The organism is Streptomyces sp. NPDC018833 (assembly GCF_044390825.1).
Classification (GTDB): domain Bacteria; phylum Actinomycetota; class Actinomycetes; order Streptomycetales; family Streptomycetaceae; genus Streptomyces.
This window is the reverse complement of the sequence record NZ_JBIRZM010000013.1, coordinates 31,427-54,490: the sequence shown is the minus strand read 5'-3', so window position 1 is coordinate 54,490 and position 23,064 is coordinate 31,427. Positions and strand designations below refer to the sequence as shown.

24 protein-coding genes are annotated in these 23,064 nt (G+C 71.1%); 9 read left to right on the top strand and 15 right to left on the bottom strand.

The genetic code is table 11. From position 1 onward, the window contains the following. Positions 1-80: 80 nt before the first annotated feature. The 3 genes from ACH5AF_RS24490 to ACH5AF_RS24480 all read right to left on the bottom strand — a co-directional run bounded on the left by ACH5AF_RS24490 (position 81) and on the right by ACH5AF_RS24480 (position 2,845). Complete coding sequence (locus tag ACH5AF_RS24490) at positions 81-752, bottom strand: methionine ABC transporter permease (protein WP_398904226.1); 672 nt, start codon at positions 750-752, stop codon at positions 81-83. After that, complete coding sequence (locus tag ACH5AF_RS24485; protein WP_398904224.1) at positions 749-1,810, bottom strand: methionine ABC transporter ATP-binding protein; 1,062 nt, start codon at positions 1,808-1,810, stop codon at positions 749-751. The genes ACH5AF_RS24490 and ACH5AF_RS24485 overlap by 4 nt, the downstream gene beginning before the upstream one ends. A gap of 387 nt (positions 1,811-2,197) precedes the next feature. Continuing rightward, complete coding sequence (locus ACH5AF_RS24480; RefSeq protein WP_398904222.1) at positions 2,198-2,845, bottom strand: HAD family hydrolase; 648 nt, start codon at positions 2,843-2,845, stop codon at positions 2,198-2,200. An 85-nt stretch (positions 2,846-2,930) separates the two neighbouring features. On the opposite strand from ACH5AF_RS24480, the gene ACH5AF_RS24475 reads away from it, so the two are divergent. Further along, positions 2,931-3,290: a hypothetical protein gene (locus ACH5AF_RS24475; RefSeq protein WP_398904221.1), complete on the top strand. Its 360-nt coding sequence runs from the start codon at positions 2,931-2,933 to the stop codon at positions 3,288-3,290. Between the two features lie 2 nt (positions 3,291-3,292). Next, a complete protein-coding gene (locus ACH5AF_RS24470) occupies positions 3,293-3,733 on the top strand; it encodes a hypothetical protein (RefSeq protein WP_398904220.1) in 441 nt (146 codons plus the stop codon). Positions 3,734-3,756: 23 nt separating this feature from the next. Here ACH5AF_RS24470 and ACH5AF_RS24465 read toward each other — a convergent pair whose 3' ends face one another. From ACH5AF_RS24465 to ACH5AF_RS24455, 3 genes are all read right to left on the bottom strand, one after another. After that, positions 3,757-4,260, bottom strand: a complete 504-nt coding sequence (locus tag ACH5AF_RS24465; RefSeq protein ID WP_398904218.1) for a GNAT family N-acetyltransferase — start codon at positions 4,258-4,260, stop codon at positions 3,757-3,759. Positions 4,261-4,296: 36 nt separating this feature from the next. Continuing rightward, positions 4,297-4,842 carry a sigma-70 family RNA polymerase sigma factor gene (locus ACH5AF_RS24460; protein WP_398904216.1) on the bottom strand — a complete coding sequence of 182 codons (546 nt, stop codon included), beginning with the start codon at positions 4,840-4,842 and terminating at the stop codon, positions 4,297-4,299. Positions 4,843-5,103: 261 nt separating this feature from the next. Next, a complete protein-coding gene (locus tag ACH5AF_RS24455) occupies positions 5,104-6,255 on the bottom strand; it encodes a glycerophosphodiester phosphodiesterase (protein WP_398904214.1) in 1,152 nt (383 codons plus the stop codon). A gap of 268 nt (positions 6,256-6,523) precedes the next feature. Here ACH5AF_RS24455 and ACH5AF_RS24450 point away from each other — a divergent pair, with 268 nt between their 5' ends. Beyond that, positions 6,524-7,195: a lysophospholipid acyltransferase family protein gene (locus ACH5AF_RS24450; RefSeq protein WP_398904212.1), complete on the top strand. Its 672-nt coding sequence runs from the start codon at positions 6,524-6,526 to the stop codon at positions 7,193-7,195. A 263-nt stretch (positions 7,196-7,458) separates the two neighbouring features. On the opposite strand, the gene ACH5AF_RS24445 is transcribed toward ACH5AF_RS24450, so the two are convergent. Together ACH5AF_RS24445 and ACH5AF_RS24440 are read right to left on the bottom strand one after the other, a co-directional pair. After that, positions 7,459-9,003 carry an MFS transporter gene (locus tag ACH5AF_RS24445; RefSeq protein WP_398904210.1) on the bottom strand — a complete coding sequence of 515 codons (1,545 nt, stop codon included), beginning with the start codon at positions 9,001-9,003 and terminating at the stop codon, positions 7,459-7,461. Continuing rightward, on the bottom strand, positions 9,000-9,551 hold the full coding sequence (locus ACH5AF_RS24440; RefSeq protein ID WP_398904209.1) for a TetR/AcrR family transcriptional regulator: 552 nt from the start codon (positions 9,549-9,551) through the stop codon (positions 9,000-9,002). The genes ACH5AF_RS24445 and ACH5AF_RS24440 overlap by 4 nt, the downstream gene beginning before the upstream one ends. A 616-nt stretch (positions 9,552-10,167) precedes the next feature. Between ACH5AF_RS24440 and ACH5AF_RS24435 the strand changes: the two genes are divergently transcribed. Further along, positions 10,168-10,443 (top strand): hypothetical protein, encoded by a 276-nt coding sequence (locus ACH5AF_RS24435; protein ID WP_398904206.1) that lies wholly within the window; start codon positions 10,168-10,170, stop codon positions 10,441-10,443. 199 nt (positions 10,444-10,642) lie between these two features. Here ACH5AF_RS24435 and argH read toward each other — a convergent pair whose 3' ends face one another. Beyond that, positions 10,643-12,070, bottom strand: a complete 1,428-nt coding sequence (gene argH, locus ACH5AF_RS24430; protein WP_398904204.1) for an argininosuccinate lyase — start codon at positions 12,068-12,070, stop codon at positions 10,643-10,645. A 99-nt stretch (positions 12,071-12,169) separates the two neighbouring features. Beyond that, positions 12,170-13,366 (bottom strand): argininosuccinate synthase, encoded by a 1,197-nt coding sequence (locus tag ACH5AF_RS24425; protein ID WP_398904202.1) that lies wholly within the window; start codon positions 13,364-13,366, stop codon positions 12,170-12,172. Between the two features lie 163 nt (positions 13,367-13,529). Here ACH5AF_RS24425 and ACH5AF_RS24420 point away from each other — a divergent pair, with 163 nt between their 5' ends. Then, positions 13,530-14,912 (top strand): hypothetical protein, encoded by a 1,383-nt coding sequence (locus tag ACH5AF_RS24420; RefSeq protein ID WP_398904200.1) that lies wholly within the window; start codon positions 13,530-13,532, stop codon positions 14,910-14,912. 42 nt (positions 14,913-14,954) lie between these two features. Beyond that, on the top strand, positions 14,955-15,557 hold the full coding sequence (locus ACH5AF_RS24415) for a pyridoxamine 5'-phosphate oxidase family protein (protein ID WP_398904197.1): 603 nt from the start codon (positions 14,955-14,957) through the stop codon (positions 15,555-15,557). A 45-nt stretch (positions 15,558-15,602) separates the two neighbouring features. On the opposite strand, the gene ACH5AF_RS24410 is transcribed toward ACH5AF_RS24415, so the two are convergent. From ACH5AF_RS24410 to argC, 5 genes are read right to left on the bottom strand one after another with little or no spacing between them, the layout of a single operon-like run. After that, positions 15,603-16,148, bottom strand: a complete 546-nt coding sequence (locus ACH5AF_RS24410) for an arginine repressor (protein WP_398904195.1) — start codon at positions 16,146-16,148, stop codon at positions 15,603-15,605. Between the two features lie 7 nt (positions 16,149-16,155). Further along, positions 16,156-17,352 (bottom strand): acetylornithine transaminase, encoded by a 1,197-nt coding sequence (locus ACH5AF_RS24405; RefSeq protein ID WP_398904193.1) that lies wholly within the window; start codon positions 17,350-17,352, stop codon positions 16,156-16,158. A 1-nt stretch (position 17,353) separates the two neighbouring features. Beyond that, a complete protein-coding gene (gene argB, locus ACH5AF_RS24400) occupies positions 17,354-18,253 on the bottom strand; it encodes an acetylglutamate kinase (protein WP_398904191.1) in 900 nt (299 codons plus the stop codon). Next, entirely contained in the window at positions 18,250-19,401 is a 1,152-nt protein-coding gene (gene argJ / locus ACH5AF_RS24395; RefSeq protein WP_398904190.1) for a bifunctional glutamate N-acetyltransferase/amino-acid acetyltransferase ArgJ, read from the bottom strand. Before argJ ends, argB begins: the two co-directional genes overlap by 4 nt. Next, positions 19,398-20,426 (bottom strand): N-acetyl-gamma-glutamyl-phosphate reductase, encoded by a 1,029-nt coding sequence (gene argC / locus ACH5AF_RS24390; protein ID WP_398904188.1) that lies wholly within the window; start codon positions 20,424-20,426, stop codon positions 19,398-19,400. The genes argJ and argC overlap by 4 nt, the downstream gene beginning before the upstream one ends. A 564-nt stretch (positions 20,427-20,990) precedes the next feature. Between argC and ACH5AF_RS24385 the strand changes: the two genes are divergently transcribed. From ACH5AF_RS24385 to ACH5AF_RS24375, 3 genes are read left to right on the top strand one after another with little or no spacing between them, the layout of a single operon-like run. Further along, complete coding sequence (locus tag ACH5AF_RS24385; RefSeq protein ID WP_398904187.1) at positions 20,991-21,344, top strand: YciI family protein; 354 nt, start codon at positions 20,991-20,993, stop codon at positions 21,342-21,344. Next, positions 21,341-22,600, top strand: a complete 1,260-nt coding sequence (locus ACH5AF_RS24380; RefSeq protein WP_398904186.1) for an RNA polymerase sigma factor — start codon at positions 21,341-21,343, stop codon at positions 22,598-22,600. The genes ACH5AF_RS24385 and ACH5AF_RS24380 overlap by 4 nt, the downstream gene beginning before the upstream one ends. Positions 22,601-22,653: 53 nt before the next feature. After that, entirely contained in the window at positions 22,654-23,061 is a 408-nt protein-coding gene (locus ACH5AF_RS24375; RefSeq protein WP_398904184.1) for a PPOX class F420-dependent oxidoreductase, read from the top strand. Positions 23,062-23,064 lie beyond the last annotated feature (3 nt).

Below are 23,064 nucleotides of genomic sequence, written 5' to 3'. Positions count from 1 at the left end.
TTCTGATGGGTGGAACAACGCCCGGACAAGGAGTGCGGGCTGTTTGGGGGGCGGGATGTCCGGAGCCGACGGTCCGCGGGTCAGCTCGCGGTGCGTCCGCGGCGGGCCAGCAGCCGTACGGCTCCGTCGCCGACGAGCTGCACGACGGTCACGATCGCGATCAGGATCACGACGGTGATGAGCATGAACTGCGTCTCGAAGCGCTGGAATCCGTAGGTGACGGCCTTGGAGCCGAGTCCTTCGCCACCGACCGCTCCGGCCATCGCCGAGTAACCGACGAGGGCGATCACGGTGGTGGTGACAGCCGAGACGAGCGAGGGAAGGGCCTGCGGGAGCAGCACCTTGCGGACGATGGTGGGGATCGAGCCGCCCATGGACTGGACGGCCTCGACGAGCCCGTGGTCGACCTCACGGATCGCCGTCTCGACGAGCCGGGCGAAGAAGGGGATGGCGCCGACGGCGAGCGGCACGATCATCGCGGTGGGGCCGATGAAGGTGCCGACGACGAGGGTGGTGAAGGGGATCAGCGCGATCAGCAGGATGATGAACGGCAGGGAGCGGCCGATGTTCACGATCACGCCGACGACCTTGTTCACCGCGGTGTTCTGCAGCAGGCCGCCCTTGTCGGTGAGGACGAGGAGCACACCGAGCGGGAGTCCGCCGGCCACGGTGACGAGGGTGGACCACAGCACCATGTAGAGGGTGTCGAGCGTGCCCTGGGTGAGCAGGGGCTGCATCTCGGACCAGGTCACTTCGCGACCTCCTCGACGAGCGGGGCGCTCTGCGCGGGAACGGCGGCGGGGGTGTCGAGCTCGACGACGTCGACCTGGAGGCCCTGCTCGCGCAGGAAGCCGACGGGGACGACGTTCTCCTCATAGCGTCCGGGGAGTTCGATGCGCATGCGGCCGATCTGCCTGCCGCCGACGGTGTCCATCGCGGCGCCCAGAATCGAGATGTCGACGTTGTACGTCCGGGAGAGCTGGGAGATCACCGGCTGCGTCGCCGCCTCGCCGCGGAAGGTGACGTCGACGACGGTGCGGTCGGGGGCGGACGCCTCGCCGCTCACCGGGAACAGTTCCTGGGCGAGCTCGGAGCCAGGGGTCGCGAGCAGTTCGCTCACCGTGCCGGATTCGGTGATCTTCCCCTTCTTCATCAGGGCGGCGGAGTCGCAGATGGTCTTGACGACGTCCATCTCGTGGGTGATGAGCAGGACCGTCAGGCCGAGCTGCTGGTTGAGGTCACGCAGCAGCTGGAGGACCGACCGGGTGGTCTCGGGATCGAGGGCGCTGGTCGCCTCGTCGGACAGCAGCACCTTGGGGTCGCCGGCCAGCGCGCGGGCGATGCCGACGCGCTGCTTCTGTCCGCCGGAGAGCTGGGCGGGGTACGCCTTGGCCTTGTCGGCGAGACCGACGAGGTCGAGGAGTTCGAGCGCCTTGCGGGAGCGCTCGGCGCCGGTGACGCCGAGGATCTCCAGGGGCAGTTCGACGTTGTCCTTGACGGTGCGCGAGGACAGCAGGTTGAAGTGCTGGAAGACCATGCCGATGCGGCTGCGGGCCTCGCGCAGGTCCTTCGACGCGCGCCGGCCGCGGCCGGCGAGTGCGGTGAGGTCCTGGCCGGCGACGGTCACGGTGCCGGAGGTGGGGCGCTCGAGGAGGTTGACGCAGCGGATGAGCGAGGACTTTCCGGCGCCGCTGCGGCCGATGACTCCGTAGACCTCACCCTCGCGGACGTGCAGGTCGACGCCGTCCAAAGCGGTGACTTCGCGGCCTCGCGATGAGTAGACCTTGGTCAGGCCCGTAGTGGTGATCACAGGGTTTCCGTCACTGTCGAGTGCGCGGCGCGGTGTCCGCCGGGCACGGGGCATTCGGTTCAGACAGTCCTCTGCGGCACGGCATCCGCGGCTTGTGGCCGGGGGCAAGGCGTGCGCAGGGCAGGCTCGGTCCGGGAGTTCTCCGTGGCTGCGGGGACGATCGGACGCGGCGCGGCTGTCGGGCTCGCTTCGGGGCGCGAGTCGGCTCAGGCAGGGACCCTCAGAAGGCGCGCATTCGACACATACAACGAGCACCGGGCGTCGTGATCGCCTCGGTCGCAAGGGTGCGGCTGCTCGTCGTGGTCATGGTGGGAAGTAAAGCAGACAGCTCGGTGCACGAATCCGGGCGTCCGCTATACGGACACCCCTGGCACACCATACGGACACTCAGCCGCCAGCGGTGACCGTGAGCCCGAACGCCGTCACCTGTACGGACACGTCCGCCAGGTCGCTGACGACCACATCGGCGCCCAGCTCGCCGGGGTGGTGCGTTGTGGTCAAGGCCACGGTGCGCATGCCGGCGGCGCGTCCGGAGGCCAGCCCGGCAGGGGCGTCCTCGAAGACGACGCAGCGCGCGGGGTCCACGCCGAGGAGGCGGGCCGCGAGCAGGTACGGCTCGGGGTCCGGCTTGCCCCGGGTGATGTCGTCGGCGGCGACGGTCGTCTTGGGCCGGATGCCCACCTCTTCCAGCCGGGCCTCGGCGAGCCGCCGGGTGGCCGAGGTGACCAAGGCCCACCGCTCGGGCGGCAGCTGGGCGAGGAGCGCCTGTGTGCCGGGCAGCGCCACCACGGACCCGGCGACGTCCTCGACCTCCAGGGTCTCGATGCGGGCGACCGCCTCGGGCACCACATCGGCGGGCAGCAGATCGGCGGCTATCTCGGCTGCGGGCCGGCCGTGCAGCTCGACGCGGGCGAAGTCCTCCGCCGTGATTCCGTACTCGCGCGCCCACTTCGCCCAGCAGCGGTCGACCGACTCCAGGGAGGAGACGAGGGTCCCGTCGTTGTCGAACAGCAGGGCTTCGGCGTGGATCTCCATGGCGACGACCCTAAGCGCCGATCGCAACGCACTCGGAGCGGGGTCGAGCGCATCGCGCCCCTGGGGCCGTAATACGCTCGAGCCCATGCTCGACGCCCTGACGGTCGCGGTCGCCGTGACCGCGCTCGCCCTCGCCTCATGGTGCGGCTTCGCCGCGTACCGCGATCAGCCGACCAAGGACTGGCACTTCATCGGCATGGCCGTGGTGTCGGTACTGGCGCTGGCCCAGCTGGTCGTCGGGATCGTGCAGCTGGCGCGGGGCGAGAAGGCCGACGAGGGCACGGCGATCTTCCTGGCGTATCTGATCGGCTCCGCGCTCGCGGTGCCCGCCGCCGGGTTCCTGTCGCTGGCTGAGCGCACCCGCTGGGGCTCGGCGACCGTGGCGGCAGGGGCCGTCGTGCTAGCGGTCCTCGAAGTACGGCTCCACGACATCTGGGGAGGCTGACGATGGCCGGGCCCACGACGGGAACGGGACCGAGGACGGGGCGGACCCGGCTGGTGCAGGGTCCGGGGCTGCTCCTGGTCTGGCTGTACGGGGTGATGTCGGTCGGCGCCGTGTCGCGCTCCGTCTACCAGATCCTCACCGACTTCGGCAGTGCCCCGCTCGCCCATGTGCTCTCCGCCGTGGCCGCCGTGGTGTACGCGTTCATCACTTACACCCTGGTCCGCGGGGGCGAGACGGCCCGCAGGGCGGCGCTGGTGTGCTGCGCCGCCGAGCTCGCCGGCGTACTGATCGTGGGCACCTGGACGCTGGTGGAGCCGTCCGCCTTCCCCGACTCGACGGTGTGGTCGGAATACGGAATGGGCTACCTCTTCATCCCGGTGCTGCTGCCGGTGACCGGAATGCTCTGGCTGCGCCGCGCGCGCGGCCGGGACGCGACCGCCTAGGCGCTCACGGCGCAGGCCCGGGGTCAGGCGCTCGCCGCGTAGGTCCGCGGCACCGGTTCTTTCTCCAGGGTGACCAGCGTCAGGCGCGGGCCTACCTGCTCGCTGGAGACCGGCACGTATCCCCGGCTGCGGTAGAGGCGGAGATTGCTCTCGCTGCGGTGACCGGTGAAGAGCTGGAACCGCTTTATGTGAGGGTCCCCGGAGAAGCGGGCCTCGATCGCGTCGAGCAGCCGGCCGCCGAGGCCGTGACGCTGCATCCGCGGGTGCACGATGAGCTTCGCGATCCTGGCGGTGCCGCTCGCGTCGACCCGGCCGCGCACGGAGGCGACCACCTCGTCGCCGAGCCTCGCCACCAGCGCGTGGCCCTGGGAGATCTCCTCCGAGAGGTCGGCCAGGGTCTGCGTCAGGGGCTCGATCCCGTAGTCGCCGTAGAGCCCGGCCTCGGTCTGGTAGCACAGGTACTGCAGTTTGAGGATGTGTTCCGCATCGTCCTCGGCCGCCGCTGAGATGGTCACACTCATGCCCATGTGCGCATGCCTCCCGCTCACCTGTCCGCCGGTTGTCTACCGCTCCTTTCCCCGATGTTCAGGAGCTGCAACCTCTGCCGCGAGCATTCTGCGCAGACATCCCAGGCACCGGGAACGCATCGGTCCCAGACTGCCCTGTGAGATACCCAACGTCCCTGCGATTTCCCGGTAGGTGGGGTCCTTCGGGGACAACATCGCAGCCAGCAGCCGGGGACATCGGCCCGGGGTGCGGGCGACGGCGGCGCGCAGCACGCGGCGGCGTTCGGACCGCAGGGCGGCGCACTCGGGACCGCCGGAGGTATCGGCGGCGGTGCCGTCGGCGGGCTCGTGACGGTACGGCAGTTCCCGGGCAGCCGTACGGCGGGCACGGCGCGCCTCCGCGCGTACCGCCGCCTTGACCCAGCGTGCGGCGTCCGGCGGCGGGCCGTCGTCGTCGAGCCGCTCCAGCAGCCGTACCCAGACGGCCTGTTCGAGATCGCCGGCCTCCAGAGCGGTGCCGGGTGCCTCCGCGGTGGCCTCGGCGCTGACCAGCGGGCCGAGGACGCTGACGACATGGGCGGGAGTTTCGTCGAGAACGGTCATGCCCCGCCTGACGTACGGCCGCGGGCCTGCGGTTTCGTGTGGCGGGCGGCATCACCCGTACGAGGTGGCCCTGCGCGGCCGAAGCCGCCCGTGACGGGGGCGGGGCGTCAACCGGGCGAGGCGGTCGTTCAGCGGTTCCGGCCGGGCCGGCGCTCGTCCGGGGCGGCCGGGTCGCGGTGGCAAGCCGCTCGTCCGGGGCGGCCGGGTCGGCGGGGGCCGGGCGTGGCATGGCCCGGGCCCCGCCGCGGGCGCGTCCGGGCGTCAGGCGCGGACGTCCGCCACCGCGAGCAGGCCCGTGTCCGGGTTGTCGGTGAAGATGCCGTCGATCCCGGTCGCCAGGTACGCCTTGTACGCGCCGAAGACGTCCCCGTAGGCGTGCGGGTCGGTGCCACGGCGGAAGTCGGCGGGCAGGAAGCTGTTCTCGTTGCGCATCGTGTACGGGTGGACGACCAGGCCCTTGGCGTGGGCGTCGCGCACCAGCGTCGTGGCCGTCGTGAGGCGGCCGTCGGCGTCCTTGGGGATGACCAGGTCGAGCAACGGGCCGATGCCCTGCGCGAATCCGGCTATCCAGGCCAGTCCCTCGGGCGTGACCAGGTCGGCGACGGTGCGCGGGTCGCCGGACTCGCGGAAGTCCCACGGGCGGTCGTCGGGCGTCCACAGCAGGACGACGCGCGGCGTGCCGACGAGGCGCGCCATGCGCTCCATGCTGGTCGGCTCGAAGGACTGCAGGAACGTCGGCGAGTCCGCGCGGTGGCGCCCGTAGCGCCGTAGCAGCTTGGCCAGCCGCTCCTCCAGGCCGAGTCCGATGCTCCGGAAGTAGGTGGGGTGCTTGGTCTCTGCATGCAGCCACACCGGGCGGCCGCGGCGGCGGCCCTCGTCCTCGGCCCAGCGCAGTACCTCCTCGAACGTGGGCACGGCCCAGCGGCCGTCGTAGAGGGTGTTCTCCTGACGGGTGCCGGGAATGCGCTCCTTGGCGCGCAGCGTCTTCAGTTCGGCGAGCGTGAAGTCCTCGGTGAACCAGCCGGTGATGCTGACGCCGTCGACGGACTTGGTGGCCTTGCGTGAGGCGAACTCGGGGTGCTCGGCGACATCCGTGGTGCCGGTGATGTCGTTCTCGTGACGGCATACGAGATGGCCGTCCTTGGTGGGCACCAGGTCCTGCTCGATGACGTGCGCGCCCATGTCGAGTGCCAACTGGTACGCCCCGAGGGTGTGCTCGGGCCGGTAGCCGCTGGCGCCCCGGTGCGCGATCACGGCGGGCACGGGCAGCCCCTTGTACGACGGGCCGCCGCCGCGGCGCCCGCCCGCCTGGGCTACCCCCGCGCCCGCGCCGACGCCGAGAGCGGCCGTACCCAGAACAGCGGCCCCCAGCAAGGTCCGGCGCGCCGGACTGCTGCTCGCACCCTGTGTCATGAAACGTTCCTCCATGTGATGTCCCGCACCTGTCGAGCGTCGCCCGATGGTAGGCAGCAACGTCTTAACCGCGGCAGACCCTGGGCGAACACAGTGAAAACACGTGTCAACACTGTGTATCTCCTCCGTGAACCCGATGTGCGATGCGGCCGGACGCGCGAGTATGGTCCTCACCTGCACAGACTCACGCACCACAGACACACACAGACAGACCACGGACAGACTGCGCCGACCATCACCGTCCCGTCCCACGACACCGGAGGACCCGTTGTCCCGCTTGACGCTCATCAAGGCAGTGCTCGGGCCGTTCCTGCGCCTGATGTTCCGCCCCCGTGTGGAAGGCGCCGAGAACATCCCCGGGACGGGGCCGGTGATCCTCGCAGGGAACCACCTCACGTTCATCGACTCGATGGTCCTCCCGCTGGTGACCGACCGCCCGGTGTTCTTCATCGGAAAGGACGAGTACGTCACGGGCAAGGGTCTCAAGGGCCGTGCGATGGCGTGGTTCTTCACCGGCGTCGGCATGATCCCGGTCGACCGCGACGGCGCCAACGGCGGTGTGGCCGCGCTGATGACGGGCCGCCGGGTGCTGGAGGAGGGCAAGGTCTTCGGCATCTACCCCGAGGGCACCCGCTCCCCCGACGGCCGTCTGTACCGGGGGCGTACGGGCATCGCGCGTCTGACGCTGATGACCGGCGCGCCGGTCGTCCCCTTCGCGATGATCGGCACGGACAAGCTCCAGCCCGGCGGCGCGGGCCTGCCGCGCCCGGGCCGGGTGACGGTCCGTTTCGGCGAGCCCATGGAGTTCTCCCGGTACGAGGGCATGGACCGCGACCGCTATGTGCTGCGGGCCGTCACCGACTCGGTGATGACGGAGGTCATGCGGCTGTCTGGCCAGGAGTACGTGGACATGTACGCCACGAAGGCGAAGGCGGCGTAAGCCCGCCCGGCGCGTGGGCGTGGCGCCTGCGGCGGGCTTTCCTCCCCTCCCCGCCCTTCCCGGACCGGGGGCTCCGCCCCCGGACTCCGCGCCTCAATCGCCGACTGCCTCCTGCTTTGCAGCCAGTCCGGCGCTTGAGGACACCACGCGAAGCGCGGTACCGGTCCGGGCGGAGTCCGGTTACGGGATGGGGGTACCGTCCGCGGCCGCCATGCCGCAGGGGGAGGGCGGGGTGGGAAACGGCCGCCCTGCGACCCCGTGCGTCAGTGCTCCACGCCGTCCGCCAGTCTCTGGCCCCGTAGCAGGAACCACGCCGCGACTGCCGTCGCCAGCAGCACCGCCGCGCCCACACCCGCCGCTAGGCGCAGGCCGTCGACGAATGCCTCCTGCGCCGCGCCGAGCAGCGCCGTCGCCTGCCCGTGGGGGAACCCCGCCGCCGCTTCCACGGCGCCGCCGAGCGACTCGTGCGCTGCCGATGCCGTGTCCGCCGGCACTCCGGCCGGCGTGGTGAAGCCGCGGTATACGCCGGTCACGATGGAGCCCAGCAGCGCGATACCGAGGGCCGCGCCCAGTTCGTACGCGGTCTCGGAAACCGCGGAGGCGGCACCCGCCTGTTCCTTGGGAACGCTGGAGAGGATCACGTCTGCGGTGACGGTGAACGAGAAGCCCGCGCCGACACCGACCACCAGCAGCGCCGCGCCGAGGAGCGGATAGCCGGTGGACCGGCCGAGCAGCGTCAGCGTGGCCAGCGCCAGACCGACGGCGGCCAGACCGCCCGCGACGACGGCCCGTACGGAGTAGCGCCGCGCCACCGTGCCCGCGACGAGTCCGGTGGCCACCGCGCCGATTGCGGCGGGCAGTTCCGCGAGTCCGGCCTCGAACGGCGGCCTGCCCTGGACCAGTTGCAGGAACTGGGACAGGAAGAACACCAGACCGGACAGGCCGAGAATGGTCAGCAGGTCGGCGAGGACGGCGGCGGAGAAACCCCGGTGCCGGAACAGCCGCATGTCGAGCAGCGGTGCGGGCAGCGTGAGCTGCCTGCGCACGAATCCGTACAGCGCGGCGATGCCGATCAGCGCGGCGGCAGCGGCGCCCGGGCCGGGCCCGTGGCTCGCCGCCTCCTTGATCGCGTAGACGACGCCGACCACGCCGATGAGCGACAGGGCGACACTGACCAGGTCCCACGGGCCGGCCACCGCGTTCTTGGACTCCGGCAGCAGCTTGACGCCGACGAGGACCAGGACGGCCATGACGGGCAGGTTGATCAGGAAGACCGACCCCCACCAGAAGTGCTCCAGCAGGAAGCCGCCGACGACGGGCCCGACGGCTGCGCCGGCGGAGGCCATGGCGCCCCAGATGCCGATGGCGAGGCTGCGCTCCCTGGGGTCATGGAAGATGTTGCGGATCAGGGCCAGCGTGGACGGCATCAGCGTGGCGCCCGCGACACCGAGCAGGGCCCGGGCGAGGATCATCGTCTCGGGGCTGGTTGCGTACGCGTTGAGCACGGACACCGCGCCGAACGCGACGGCGCCGCCGAGGAGCAGCTTCTTGCGGCCGATGCGGTCGCCGAGGCTGCCCATGGAGACGAGCAGCCCGGCGATGACGAACGAGTAGACGTCGCCGATCCACAGCAACTGGTTGCCGGTCGGTTCGAGGTCCTCGCTCAGGAACGGGGTCGCGAGGCCGAGGACGGTCGCGTCGACCGCCACCAGCAGAACGGCCAGCACCAGGACGGCGAGCGCCAGCCACCGCCCGGGGCGGTACACGGTCTCGTCCGCCCTGGTCGTGGGCCGGATGGTGCTGCTCATGTCCTCACACTCCGTCGAGCCCCGCCGAGCAGGAGCTCGGCGGTCATGTACTGGAAGTCCTTCTTGGCGACGCGGCCGTCCATGACCGCCCACGCGCAGGAGCCGATCAGCGCGTACAGCGCCTCGGTCAGCCATGCGGGCGTGAGGTCGATGCGGAACTCGCCCCGCTCCTGACCGCGCCGGAAGAGCGCCGAGACCCTGGCGTCGAGCCGGGACCAGCCCTCGTTGACCTGGTCGCCCTCGAACAGCTGGTTCTCGGTGACCAGGAAGGCCAGCAGATCGGCGGCCGGCTCCATCTCGGCGATCAGCCGTCGCAGCCCGTCGCTCGCGTCGCCCTCGTCGAGCCGGGCCCGGTCGAGGGCGGCCTCGAACTCCTGGATGCCGAACGCCTCGAGCGCCCTGACGAGCGCGTCGCGGCCCGCGAAGTGACGGTGCAGCGTGGCGCGCCCGATACCGGCGGCCCGGGCGACCTCATCCATGGTGGCGGTCGATTTCCGGGACAGCAGGGCGGCAGCGGTACGGAGCACCTGTTCACGATCCATGGCCATGAGACAAGCATAGCCCACATGAGACGTTCATGTCTCATTCAGTACGCGGACGTCTCGATATCGCAGGTGGCGAGGCTGCACCATCTGCGCCGCCCGCTCTCGTTGGGGAGCAGTGGCCGCAGCCCGCACCGGGGCGCGCGGGGTTGAACGCTGCGGGTCGGCCGGCAGCTCGGCGGCGCTGCGCGCCACGGCGAGAACGGGCAGCCGCAGACCGGCGGACGGGGAGCCGCCAGCGCAGGCAGTCGCCGCCTCGGATGAACGCCGACACCTTCGCGGCGTCCTCCACTACATCGGCCACCGCCTTGAAGGCCCTCGGGTCGTCGGGTTCGGTCAGGCAGGCGTACAACTGCCTGCGGAACTCCCGCGCCCTCCAGAGCGGCCGCGGCCTCCTCGGGGCACTGCCGCGCCCGCTTGAGGAGCCCCGTCACCAGCCAGTCCTCCGCGAGGTCGCCGCGACCACGCTCATGGGCGCGGCACCCGGGTCCGCAGCCGGGTCCGCAGGGTCCGAGCTCGGCTGGGAGCCGGCACCGTCCGCGCCGTGCGACGTCGCGGCGGGCCTGCGCTGCGGCCTCCCCGTCCACGTCGAGAGCCGGTCATGGACGAGGTGGTGCGGCGCGTGCTGAACACTCACCCCTACGGATCGCAGAAGCGGGTCGCGTGCAAGACCGACCTGATCGTGCGGGTCTCCAACCAGGAGACGGGCGACTCCTACGACGCGGACGTCAGCGGCACCGCGGTCGTCGACCGCACCGACGGCTCCCGGTTCAGGTGGGTGCTCGGCCCCGGACTGGTCCGGGGGCGGGAGAGGGCGCCGGCAATCTCGACCGGGGCCTGTACGTCGTCTACGGCGTCTGCACCATGGACATCAGCTCGTCCGGCTACAGGACAGTGACCATGGCTCATGGCTCATAGCCCATGGCTCGACGACCGACCCCTGCGAGCAGATCGATCGAGCCGCTGTTCAGAACGACGACTGCGTGGAGCAGAACGTCGCCGCCGCCCCGTTGCCGCACATCGACGAACGGGTCGGGCCGGCCCGGCCCGACTTCGACACACTCGCGGACCGGGCGGCGGCGCTGTGGGTCAGGGCGTCACCGCTTGGCCGTGGCCCAGGCGTGCTGTACCACCAGATCGGCCTTGATCTCGTTGAGCTGGACGGCGACCGCCGAAGGGGCCGTGCCGCCCCTGCCGTTGCGGGACGCGAGCGCGCCGGGGACGTTCAGGACCGTGCGGACCTCGGGCGTGAGGTGCTCGGAGATCTTCGCGAACTGCTCGTCGGTGAGCTGGTCCAGCTCGATGCCCTGCTGCTCGCACACCTTGACGCACTCGCCGGCGACCTCGTGCGCCACCCGGAACGGCACGCCCTGCTTGACCAGCCACTCTGCGATGTCGGTGGCGAGCGAGAAGCCGGCCGGGGCGAGCTCCTCCATGCGCTCCCGGTTGACGGTGAGCGTCGCCATCATGCCCGTGAACGCCGGGAGCAGGACCTCCAGCTGGTCGCAGGAGTCGAAGACCGGCTCCTTGTCCTCCTGGAGGTCGCGGTTGTACGCCAGCGGCAGCGCCTTGAGCGTGGCGAGCAGGCCCGTGAGGTTGCCGATGAGGCGGCCGGACTTGCCGCGGGCGAGCTCCGCGATGTCGGGGTTCTTCTTCTGCGGCATGATCGACGACCCGGTCGAGAAGGCATCGTGCAGGGTTACGAAGGAGAACTCCTTCGTGTTCCAGATGATGACCTCCTCGGCGATCCGGGAGAGGTTCACACCGATCATCGCGGTGATGAAGGCGAATTCGGCGACGAAGTCGCGCGAGGCGGTGCCGTCGATCGAGTTGCCCGCGGAACCGCGCTCGAAGCCGAGGTCCTTGGCCACGGCCTCCGGATCGAGACCGAGCGAGGAGCCGGCCAGCGCGCCGGAGCCGTAGGGCGAGACGGCGGTACGGGTGTCCCACTGACGCAGCCGCTCCGCGTCCCGGGACAGGGACTGCACATGAGCGAGCACGTGGTGGGCGAACAGGACCGGCTGGGCGTGCTGGAGGTGCGTACGGCCCGGCATGGCGACGTCCGGGTGGGCCTCGGCGAGGCCGACGAGGGCGTCCTGGAGGTCGGCGATCAGACCGCCGATGATGCGGGCGTGGTCGCGCAGATACATCCGGAAAAGGGTGGCGACCTGGTCGTTCCGGGACCGGCCGGCACGCAGCTTGCCGCCGAGGTCGGGACCGAGCCGCTCCAGCAGGCCCCGTTCGAGGGCGGTGTGGACGTCCTCGTCGGCGATGGTGCCGGTGAAGGCTCCGGACGCGACGTCCGCCTCCAGCTGGTCGAGGCCGGCGAGCATGCGCGTCAGCTCGTCCTCGGTGAGCAGGCCCGCCTTGTGCAGCACACGCGCGTGGGCTCGGGAACCGGCGATGTCGTACGGCGCGAGACGCCAGTCGAAATGCACCGACGCGGACAGCCTCGCCAGCGCCTCGGCCGGGCCGTCGGCGAAGCGGCCGCCCCAGAGCCGGACGTCACCGTTGTTGCTGCTCACAGCTGTTGCTCCTTGGGAGAAGTGTGAAGACGCCTTCCCGCCGCGAGAGAAGGGGAGGCGCTGTGTTCAACGCGTGCGGATTACGCGAGGTCCGTCTGGCTACGCCCGCAGATGACGCCGCGCCGCGATCTTCTGCGACAGGCCGAAAATCTCGATGAAGCCCTGCGCCTTGGACTGGTCGAACGTGTCGCCCGAGTCGTAGGTGGCGAGGTTGAAGTCGTACAGCGACTCGTCGGACTTCCGGCCGGTGACGACGGCCCGGCCGCCGTGCAGCGTCATCCGGATGTCGCCACTGACGTGCTGGTTGGCCTCGTTGATGAAGCCGTCCAGGGCCCGCTTGAGCGGGGAGAACCACAGGCCGTCGTAGACCAGCTCGCCCCAGCGCTGTTCGACCTGCCGCTTGTACCGGGCGAGCTCGCGCTCGACCGTGACGTTCTCCAGCTCCTGGTGGGCGGTGATCAGCGCGATGGCGCCCGGGGCCTCGTAGACCTCGCGGGACTTGATGCCGACAAGCCGGTCCTCGACCATGTCGATGCGGCCGATGCCCTGGGCGCCGGCCCGCTCGTTGAGCTGCTGGATGGCCTGCAGGACGGTGACGGGTTTGCCGTCGACGGCGACCGGGACGCCTTCCTTGAAGGTGATGACGACCTCGTCGGCCTCCTGCGGCTCCGCCGGGTTCGAGGTGTACTCGTAGATGTCCTCGATCGGCGCGTTCCAGATGTCCTCCAGGAAGCCGGTCTCGACGGCCCGTCCGAAGACGTTCTGGTCGATGGAGTACGGCGACTTCTTGGTGGTGGCGATCGGGAGCTGCTTCTCCTCGCAGAAGGCGATCGCCTTGTCCCGGGTCATCGCGTAGTCACGGACCGGGGCGATGCACTTGAGCTCGGGGGCGAGGGCGACGATGCCGGCCTCGAACCGCACCTGGTCGTTGCCCTTGCCGGTGCAGCCGTGGGCGACGGTGGTGGCCCCGTGCTTCTTGGCGGCGGCGACGAGGTGCTTGACGATCGTCGGCCGGGAGAGCGCGGAGACCAGCGGATAGCGGTCCATGTAGAGGGCGTTCGCCTTGATGGCGGGGAGGCAGTACTCCTCGGCGAATTCGTCCTTGGCGTCGGCGACCTCGGCCTCCACGGCACCGCAGGCGAGCGCGCGCTTGCGGATGACGTCCAGGTCCTCGCCGCCCTGGCCGACGTCCACGGCAACGGCGATGACCTCGGCGCCCGTCTCCTCGGCGATCCAGCCGATGGCGACGGAGGTGTCAAGGCCGCCCGAGTAGGCGAGTACGACGCGCTCGGCCACGAGTTTCTCCTTACAGTGCAAACGCTGATGGGTATAACTATGCAGTGCTCCGTATGTTTTGTCAATTGACGAGAAAATGGCTGGTCACACTGGGTGCCCCACTTCTAGAGTCGGCGGACCGACAGCCGAGGGGGACACGGTGCGCGCAGGAAGACGCTGGGACATGAGGGCCGGACTGGAAGCGGCGCAACACCTGGCCGACGGCCTGCCGGCGAGCCGGGTCCTCAGTTTCGAGGACCCCGCCTGCTGGGCCGCGCTCGACCACGGGGTCCGGCATTCCGCCTGGTACGACCCCATGGCCGCCGCCCGGCTGAGCGCCTGCCCTGAGACCGCCCTGTGCCACCCCGACGGCCGGGTCCGGGAAGCCGCCCTCCGCGCAGGGCTCGACGCACCGGCCTTCTGGTACCTGGTCGTCGTGCGGTGCGCGGACTGGGCCGAGGCCGTGCGCGAGTGCGCTCGCCGGCTCCTGGATGAGCGGCTGACAGCCGCCACGGAGGACACCCTGCGAACGCTCACCCCGCTGGTGCTGCGCGTCGGGCGCCGCGAGCAGGGCACGTGGGCACGCAACCGGTTCGAAGCCGCCCTGCGCACTCCCCCGTATCCCGCACTCGCGGGACTCCGCGACAGCCGGGACACGGCCACACGACGGCTCGCGGCCCGCATCACCCTGGACGAGGGCTTGCTCGGCGTCCGGGAACTGGCGCGGCGGGCCGCCGACGACCTGGACCCCGTGTCGGCCCGCTGGTGGTCGGACGCCGCGCTCGCCGCACTGGCGAACGGCGCGGAGTGCGGGGAGAGTGTCGACATCCTGCTGAGCGCCCGGGCTCCCCTCGTACGCTCCGCCGGAGTCACCGCGCTGCGGCGGGCGGGCCGGGCGGCGGAGGCGGCCGCCCACCTGCTCGACCGCTCGCCCCTGGTGCGTGCCTGCGCCCGCTGGCTGGTGAGTCAGGGCGGCGGTGACCCGCACGCCCGCTACCTCGAACTGTGCGCCGACCCGACCGGGATCGCGCCGTATGCGATGACCGGACTCGCCGAGTGCGGCAGGCGCGAGGACGCCGGCCTGCTGCGCACCTTTCTGACGCACCCCGTCGCCGCCGTGCGCGCCCAGGCCACCGCCGGTCTGCGACTGCTCGACGCGGTGCCGGCGGATCGCGTACTGCCACTGGTGGACGACCCTTCGGCGGCCGTCGTGCGGGAAGCGACGCGGGCGCTCCTGCCGCTGGCCCGCCGGTTTCCGGCGGACCCGCTGTTTGAGCGGCTCGCGCCAGAACGGCCGGTCCACACGCGCCGTGCGGCGTTCCGGCTGCTGAAGGAACACGGCGGGCTCACCGAACTCCGCGCGGCGGTCGCCGCGTTGACCGACCCGGATCCGGCGCTGCGGCAGAACGGGGCGGCCTGCGTGCAGGAGCGGCGCTGGGTGGACACACTTCAGCCCGTCGACCCCGGCGTACGGGCGGAGCTGGAGGCGATGCTGCACCAGTGCACGCCTCTGTTCAGCGACTTCGTCATGACCGGGCTGCGGGGCCGCCTCGGTCTCAGGAGCTGAAATACCTGGGCCGGGCGACACTGGCCACGGCACAATCGCCCCATGGGAAAGACGTATGAGCGCATAGACGGAAGACTCCGCGCCTTCATCGAGGCCCAACCGCTCTTCTTCACGGCCACCGCGCCGCTCGACGGGGAGGGAACGGTCAACCTCTCCCCCAAGGGCCTGAAGGGCTCCTTCGCCGTCATCGACGAACAGACCGTCGCCTACCTGGACTTCGCCGGCAGCAACGCCGAGACGATCGCCCATCTGCGCGAGAACGGGCGCATCACGCTCATGTGGTGCGCCTTCCAGGGGCCGCCCGACATCGTGCGTGTGCACGGCCGCGGGGAGCCGGTCTTCCGGGACGACGAGCGCTGGGCGGAGCTGCTCGCGCACTTCCCCGGCATCGACCCCGTGCCGCACGGGCTGCGCGCCGTCATCGTGGTGAGGGCCGAACTGATCCGGGACACCTGTGGGTACGGGGTGCCCTTCATGACGTACGACGAGGACCGCGACCTGCACCGGAAGCGTTTCGCGCGCGAGGATGACGCCTCGCTGGACGCCTACTTCGCCAAGAAGGAGCACATCGCGGCGAGCATCGACGGCCTGCCGGGGCTTCCGCTCCCGCTGCCTCCCCTGCCCTCGGCCGCGCCCGCCGAATAGCACCTCATGACCCCGCCCCCAGGGGCGGGGCCATGGCGTATCGGTTCAGCGCTCCTTCTGGGCCAGCCGCAGGAGATGGTCCGCGAGCGCCTGGCCGCCGGCCGGGTCGCGGCTGATCAGCATCAGGGTGTCGTCACCCGCGATCGTGCCGAGGATGTCGTGCAGTTCGGCCTGGTCGATGGCCGAGGCCAGGAACTGGGCCGCGCCCGGCGGCGTCCGCAGCACCACGAGGTTCGCCGACGCCTCCGCGGAGATCAGCAGCTCGGCGGAGAGGCGCCGCATGCGCTCCTCCTTCGCGGATTCGCCCAGCGGCGCCTGCGGGGTGCGGAAGCCGCCCTCGCTGGGCACCGCGTAGATCAGCTCACCCCCGGTGTTGCGAATCTTCACCGCGCCCAGCTCGTCGAGGTCGCGGGAGAGCGTCGCCTGCGTGACGCTCAGACCGTTGTCCGCGAGGAGCTTTGCCAGTTGGCTCTGGGAGCGCACCGGCTGACGGTTGAGGATGTCCACGATCCGGCGGTGGCGGGCCGTGCGGGTCTGCGGTACGGCGGGGCCGCCGTGCTCAGCGCTTTCGGGGTACCGGGCCTGTGTCATCGTCGTCTCATTCTCCGGCTTGTCCTTCCCCGTTGCTCGCGTCGAGGATGCCGGGCAGGGCCCGGAGGAACGCGTCCACCTCGACGTCACCGATGATCAGGGCCGGCATGAGCCGTACGACATCGGGCGCGGGGGCGTTCACCAGGAAACCCGCATCCTGGGCCGCCTGCTGCACCTTCGGTGCGAGCGGTCCGGTGAGCACGATACCCAGCAGCAGGCCGCTGCCACGGACATGGGAGACGACCGGGTGCCCGAGACCCTCGATTCCGTCGCGCAGTTTCTCGCCGAGCCGCTTGACCGAGTCGAGCACGCCGTCGGCCGCGAGCGTGTCGAGAACGGCGAGTCCGGCGGCGCAGGCGACGGGGTTGCCGCCGAACGTCGTCCCGTGCTGACCCGGCTTCAGCAGGTCCGCCGCCGCGCCGAAGACGACGGTCGCACCGATCGGCAGTCCGCCGCCGAGGCCCTTGGCCAGCGTGACGATGTCGGGCTCGACGCCCTGGTGCGCCTGGTACTCGAACCAGTGCCCGGTCCGGCCGATGCCGGTCTGGACCTCGTCGAGGACCAGCAGCGCGCCGGTGGCCCGGGTGATCTCCCGGGCGGCCTCCAGATACCCCTTGGGCGGTACGACCACGCCGTTCTCGCCCTGGATGGGTTCGATGATCACCAGGGCGGTGTCCTCGGTGACGGCCGCTCGCAGCGCCTCGGCGTCGCCGTAGGGGACATGGGTGACGTCCGGGGGCAGCGGCAGGAACGGCTGCTGCTTGGCGGGCTGTCCGGTCAGCGCGAGGGCGCCCATGGTCCGGCCGTGGAACCCGCCGGTCGTCGCGACCATGTGCCGGCGGCCGGTGAGCCGGCCGATCTTGAAGGCGGCCTCGTTGGCCTCGGCGCCGGAGTTCGCGAAGTAGACGCGCCCCTGGCGGCCGAAGAGCTGGATCAGCCGCTCGGCGAGCGCGACGGGCGGCTCGGCGACGAAGAGGTTGGAGACATGGCCGAGGGAGGCGATCTGGCGGGAGACGGCCTCCACGATCGCCGGGTGGGCGTGGCCCAGCGCGTTGACCGCGATGCCGCCGACGAAGTCGGTGTACTCGGTGCCGTCGGCGTCCCAGACCTTGGTGCCTTCGCCGCGGACCAGCGACAGCTTCGGCGTGCCGTAGTTGTCCGTCATCACGCCCTGCCACCGGTGCGTGAGCTCCTGGTTGCCCATGTCAGTCCCCCTGTCCGTCCGGCACGACCATCGTGCCGATGCCCTCGTCGGTGAAGATCTCCAGCAGGATCGAGTGCTGGACCCGGCCGTCGATCACCCGGGCCGTGTTGACCCCGTTGCGCACGGCGTGCAGGCAGCCCTCCATCTTGGGGACCATGCCGCTGGAGAGGTCGGGCAGGAGCTTCTCCAGCTGGGTGGCGGTGAGGCGGCTGATCACCTCGTCGCTGTGGGGCCAGTCCTCGTACAGGCCCTCGACGTCGGTGAGGACCATCAGCGTCTCGGCGCCCAGCGCCGCGGCGAGTGCCGCAGCCGCCGTATCAGCATTGACGTTGTAGACATGTCCGTCGTCCTCGGAACGGGCGATCGAGGAGATCACCGGGATGCGTCCATCGGCGAGCAGCGCCTCGATGGCCCCGGTGTCGATGTCGGTGATCTCGCCGACCCGGCCGATGTCGACGAGTTCCCCGTCGATGGTCGGCTGATGCCTGGTGGCGGTGATGGTGTGGGCGTCCTCGCCGGTGAGGCCGACGGCGAGCGGCCCGTGCTGGTTGAGCAGGCCTACCAGCTCGCGCTGGACCTGCCCGGCGAGCACCATCCGTACGACGTCCATGGCCTCGGGCGTGGTGACCCGCAGGCCGGCCTTGAACTCGCTGACCAGCCCGTGCCGGTCGAGCGCCGCGGAAATCTGCGGACCGCCGCCGTGCACCACGACGGGCTTGAGCCCCGCGTGCCGCAGGAAGACGACGTCCTGGGCGAAGGCGGCCTTGAGCTCCTCGTCGACCATGGCGTTGCCGCCGAACTTGATGACGACGATCTTGCCGTTGTGACGGGTCAGCCAGGGCAGCGCCTCGATGAGGATCTGCGCCTTGGGCAGTGCGGTGTGCTTCCTCGTCGTGCTCATGAGCTGTACGCGCTGTTCTCGTGGACGTAGTCGGCCGTCAGGTCGTTGGCCCAGATGACGGCGGACTCGGTGCCCGCGGCCAGGTCGGCGGTGATGCGCACCTCGCGGTAGCGCATGTCGACCAGGTCGCGGTCCTCGCCGACGGAGCCGTATCTGCAGACCCAGACGCCGTTGATGGCGACGCCCAGCTGGTCGGGCTCGAAGACCGCGGTGGTGGTGCCGATGGCGGAGAGCACCCGGCCCCAGTTGGGGTCCTCGCCGTGGATGGCGCACTTGAGGAGGTTGTTGCGGGCGATGGAGCGGCCGACCTCGACGGCGTCGTCCTCGGTCGCCGCGTTGATCACCTCGATGCGGATGTCCTTGGACGCGCCCTCCGCGTCGCCGATCAGCTGCCGGGCGAGGTCGTCGCACACCGTGCGTACGGCCTCGGCGAACTCCTCGTGCGCGGGCTTCGCGCCGGACGCGCCGGAGGCGAGCAGCAGCACGGTGTCGTTGGTCGACATGCAGCCGTCGGAGTCGACCCGGTCGAAGGTCTGCCGGGTCGCGTCGCGCAGCGCCCTGTCCAGGGTGGCGGCGTCCAGGTCGGCGTCGGTGGTGAGGACGACGAGCATGGTGGCGAGTCCGGGGGCGAGCATGCCGGCGCCCTTGGCCATGCCGCCGACCGTCCAGGCGTCCTTGGTGACGACGGCGGTCTTGTGGACCGTGTCGGTGGTCTTGATGGCGATGGCGGCCTTCTCGCCGCCGTGTTCGCTGAGCTGGGCCGCGGCCTGCTCGATGCCGGGCAGGAGCTTGTCCATGGGGAGCAGGACGCCGATCAGGCCGGTGGAGGCGACGGCGATCTCGCCCGCGCCGATACCGAGGACGTCGGCCGCCTTCTCGGCGGTGGTGTGGGTGTCCTGGAATCCCTTGGGGCCCGTACAGGCGTTGGCACCGCCGGAGTTGAGCACCACGGCCGTGACCTCGCCGCCCTTGAGGACCTGCTCGGACCACAGGACCGGCGCGGCCTTGACGCGGTTGGAGGTGAAGACGCCCGCGGCGGCGCGGCGCGGCCCGTTGTTGACCACGAGAGCGAGGTCCGGGTTGCCGTTCTGCTTGATTCCGGCGGCGATGCCCGCTGCCGTGAATCCCTTCGCTGCGGTCACGCTCACGGCGCAACTCCAATCGTGGAAAGACCGGTTCCCTCGGCGAACCCGAGGGCGATGTTCATACTCTGCACCGCGCCGCCTGCGGTGCCCTTGGTGAGGTTGTCGATGGCGCTGATGGCGATGATGCGGCCGGCCGCCTCGTCGTACGCCACCTGGATCTGAGCGGCGTTGGACCCGTACACCGACGCTGTCGCGGGCCACTGGCCCTCGGGCAGCAGGTGCGCGAACGGCTCGTCGGCGAGGGCCTTTTCGTAGGCGGCGCGCACGTCCTGCGCGGCGGTGCCCGGCACGGCCTTGGCGGAGCAGGTGGCGAGGATGCCGCGGGGCATCGGCGCGAGCGTGGGTGTGAAGGAGACGGTGACCCGCTCGCCTGCCGCCGCGCTGAGGTTCTGGATCATCTCAGGGGTGTGGCGGTGGCCGCCGCCGACCCCGTACGGGCTCATGGAGCCCATCACCTCTGAGCCGAGGAGGTGGGGCTTGAGTGCCTTGCCCGCGCCGGAGGTGCCGCTCGCGGCGGTGATCACGGCCTCGGGCTCGGCGAGGCCCGCCGCGTACGCCGGGAAGAGCGCGAGCGAGACGGCGGTGGGGTAGCAACCGGGTACCGCGATGCGCTTGGCCCCCTCCAGCGCGGCGCGGGCACCCGGCAGTTCGGGCAGGCCGTACGGCCAGGTCCCGGCGTGCTCGGAGCCGTAGAACCTCTCCCAGTCGGCGGCGTCCCGGAGCCGGAAGTCGGCTCCCATGTCGACGACGAGGACGTCCTCACCGAGCTGCTCGGCGACGGCGGCGGACTGACCGTGCGGGAGGGCGAGGAAGACGACGTCGTGGCCCGCGAGAGCGTCGGCGGCCGTCGGCCGGAGCACCCGGCCGGCGAGCGGCAGCAGATGCGGCTGCAGTGCGCCGAGGGGCCGGCCGGCGTTGGAGTTGGCGGTGAGAGTGCCGATCTCCACCTCGGGGTGGGCCAGCAGCAGTCGGAGCAGTTCACCGCCCGCGTACCCGCTCGCCCCTGCCACTGCTGCTCGAACCGTCATCGGAAATCCTCCTCATCGATGGCATGACTATACGCAGCAATGCAGATGTATGCAATCACCTTGGATCACATAGCTGCATGCACCATCAAGGGAGTGTCCGAACCTTACAGAATCGTACTCCGGCACCCGGTTGATCACCGCACCCGATCTTCGACCACTGGCTGGGCAGGGGTGGTCCCCGCGGCACAGTGCCCATCGGAGATGATCGGGCCGGAAGTTGTCACTCCACCACAAAGGGGCTTCGCTTCGGCGCGTACAGGCCCGCCACCTGGACCGCTGCGAGCAGACCGAACTCATCGGGGACGGAAAACCTGGGCGGACGCCGGCTGCTCCGACGTCGCCCTGGAGCCCACCCCGCGTGAGGCCATCGTGCGGGCCGTCGGGTGCGGGTCCCCCGCGCTCGGCAGGGGCGAGGGCATCGGACCCGGCTCGGGCGACGAAACCGGGACGACCTCGCGCGACGGGCGGAAAATTGTCTGCGGGGCGTGTCGAGAACGGGCCGGCCCGTTCGTGTAGAGGGTGAGAGCGCGGCATGCCCGCCGCGCCCGCACCGAGGAGGTCACCATGCAGCAGTACCTGCTCAGCATCTACCAGCCCGACGGGAACCCCCCGCCGCCCGAGATCCTTCAACCGATCATGCGCGACGTCGAGGCCGTCAACGCCGAGCTCAGGGAGGCCGGTGCCTGGGTGTTCTCGGGCGGCCTGCACCCGCCGTCCACCGCCACCGTCCTCAGGCTCAAGGACGACGAGGTGCTCACCACCGACGGTCCGTACGCCGAGGGGAAGGAGCATCTGGGCGGCTTTGCCGTCATCCAGGCGCCCGACCTCGACGCGGCCCTCGCATGGGGCCGCAAGCTGGCCCGCGCGGTCACCCTTCCGATCGAGGTGAGGCCGCTCGCTCACGTCAGCCGCGGATGATGTCCGCCACCGACGCGGCAGGGCGCGCGCCCGCTGTGACGGCGGAGGCGACCGAGCGCGTGTTCCGCGAGGAGTACGGCCGCGCAGTCGCCGTCCTCGTCCGGGTCTTCGGCGACATCGACATCGCCGAGGAGGCGGTCCAGGACGCGTTCACCACGGCGCTGGAGCGGTGGCCCGCGACCGGGCTGCCGCCCAGCCCGGCGGGGTGGATCATCACCACCGGCCGCAACCGGGCGATCGACCGTCTGCGGCGGGAGGCCTCCCGGGCGAGCCGGCACGCCGAAGCCGCGCTGCTGCAGGCGCGCGCGAGCCCCGTCGAGGAGGATCCCGTGCACGACGACCGGCTACGCCTGATCTTCACCTGCTGCCATCCGGCACTCGCCCCGGCCGCACGCGTCGCTCTGACCCTGCGGCTGCTCGGCGGGCTGAGCACGGCGCAGGTCGCCCGCGCGTTCCTGGTGGCGGAGCCGACCATGGCGCAGCGCCTCGTCCGCGCCAAGGGCAAGATCCGCGATGCGCGGATCCCCTACCGCGTCCCGGGCCAGGCCGAGCTGCCCGACCGGCTGCCCGCCGTGCTGTCGGTCGTCTATCTGATCCTCAACGAGGGCTACACCGCCGCCTCGGGCGACCGCCTGGTGCGCGAGGACCTGTGCGCGGAGGCGGTGCGCCTCGGCCGGCTGCTGGCTCGCCTGATGCCCGACGAGCCCGAGGTCCTCGGCCTCCTGGCGCTGATGCTGCTGACGGAGTCCCGGCGCCCGGCACGCACCGGGCCGGACGGCGAAATGGTGGTGCTGGCCGAGCAGGACCGGACCTTGTGGGACCGCGACCTGATCGCCGAGGGGCAGGCGCTGGTGCGGCAGTGTCTGCATCGCGGCAGGCCGGGGCCGTACCAGATCCAGGCGGCGATCAGCGCGGTCCACAGCGACGCGGCGGACGCTGCCGCGACCGACTGGGACCAGATCCTTCGTCTGTACGACCGGTTGACGGCGATCGCGCCGACTCCGGTGGTCGCGCTCAACCGGGCGGTCGCCGTGGCCGAGGTGCAGGGGCCCGGACCGGCGCTCGGCCTGGTGGACGCGCTCGCCCCGGCACTGGACCAGTTCCGTGTGCTGCACGCCGTGCGGGCCGATCTGCTGCGACGGCTGGGACGCGGGGCCGAGGCGGCGTCTGCCTACGAAGCGGCGATCGCGAGCCCCGGGAACGCGGCGGAGACGGCGTTCCTGCGGCGCAGGCTCCGCGAGCTCCCGTCGCTGTGAGAGGCGCGGTGCCCGGCAACTGCCATGGCCCGTACCGCCGTTACCCTCTGACCATGCCGATGTCTCTGAGCGACTCCGCCCGCCTGATTTTCGATGCGCCGAATCCCGCGGTGCTCGCCACCGTCCTGCCCGACGGCAGCCCGCAGACCTCGGTCGTCTGGGTGGGCCGCGAGGGCGACGAGCTCGTCGTCTCCTCGCAGGCCGGCCGCCGCAAGGACCGCAACATCGCCCGCGAGCCGCGCGTCTCACTCACCGTGTACGACCGCGAGGACCCGCTGCGCTACGTGGAGGTACGCGGAACCGCCACGGTCGCGGAGGACGAGGGACGCGAGCTCGCGATGCGGCTGGCGGAGGAGTACGAAGGCCCGGGCGCGGGCCAGGAGTATCTGGACCTGCCGCCGGAGGCCGTACGCGTCGTCATCCGGATCACGCCCGAGCGGGTGGTGGGAACGGCGAAGTAGCCG

Coding starts and splice junctions, on each gene's coding strand:
- ACH5AF_RS24405 (WP_398904193.1), bottom strand. CDS start 17,352: ATGGGCAACCAGGAGCTCACGCACCGGTGGCAGGGCGTGATGACGGAC.
- ACH5AF_RS24470 (WP_398904220.1), top strand. CDS start 3,293: ATGGCCGGGCCCACGACGGGAACGGGACCGAGGACGGGGCGGACCCGG.
- argB (WP_398904191.1), bottom strand. CDS start 18,253: ATGAGCACGACGAGGAAGCACACCGCACTGCCCAAGGCGCAGATCCTC.
- ACH5AF_RS24465 (WP_398904218.1), bottom strand. CDS start 4,260: ATGGGCATGAGTGTGACCATCTCAGCGGCGGCCGAGGACGATGCGGAA.
- ACH5AF_RS24385 (WP_398904187.1), top strand. CDS start 20,991: ATGCAGCAGTACCTGCTCAGCATCTACCAGCCCGACGGGAACCCCCCG.
- ACH5AF_RS24480 (WP_398904222.1), bottom strand. CDS start 2,845: ATGGAGATCCACGCCGAAGCCCTGCTGTTCGACAACGACGGGACCCTC.
- ACH5AF_RS24460 (WP_398904216.1), bottom strand. CDS start 4,842: ATGACCGTTCTCGACGAAACTCCCGCCCATGTCGTCAGCGTCCTCGGC.
- ACH5AF_RS24420 (WP_398904200.1), top strand. CDS start 13,530: ATGAGGGCCGGACTGGAAGCGGCGCAACACCTGGCCGACGGCCTGCCG.
- ACH5AF_RS24475 (WP_398904221.1), top strand. CDS start 2,931: ATGCTCGACGCCCTGACGGTCGCGGTCGCCGTGACCGCGCTCGCCCTC.
- ACH5AF_RS24375 (WP_398904184.1), top strand. CDS start 22,654: ATGCCGATGTCTCTGAGCGACTCCGCCCGCCTGATTTTCGATGCGCCG.
- ACH5AF_RS24445 (WP_398904210.1), bottom strand. CDS start 9,003: ATGAGCAGCACCATCCGGCCCACGACCAGGGCGGACGAGACCGTGTAC.
- ACH5AF_RS24415 (WP_398904197.1), top strand. CDS start 14,955: ATGGGAAAGACGTATGAGCGCATAGACGGAAGACTCCGCGCCTTCATC.
- ACH5AF_RS24410 (WP_398904195.1), bottom strand. CDS start 16,148: ATGACACAGGCCCGGTACCCCGAAAGCGCTGAGCACGGCGGCCCCGCC.
- ACH5AF_RS24380 (WP_398904186.1), top strand. CDS start 21,341: ATGATGTCCGCCACCGACGCGGCAGGGCGCGCGCCCGCTGTGACGGCG.
- ACH5AF_RS24455 (WP_398904214.1), bottom strand. CDS start 6,255: ATGACACAGGGTGCGAGCAGCAGTCCGGCGCGCCGGACCTTGCTGGGG.
- argC (WP_398904188.1), bottom strand. CDS start 20,426: ATGACGGTTCGAGCAGCAGTGGCAGGGGCGAGCGGGTACGCGGGCGGT.
- ACH5AF_RS24440 (WP_398904209.1), bottom strand. CDS start 9,551: ATGGCCATGGATCGTGAACAGGTGCTCCGTACCGCTGCCGCCCTGCTG.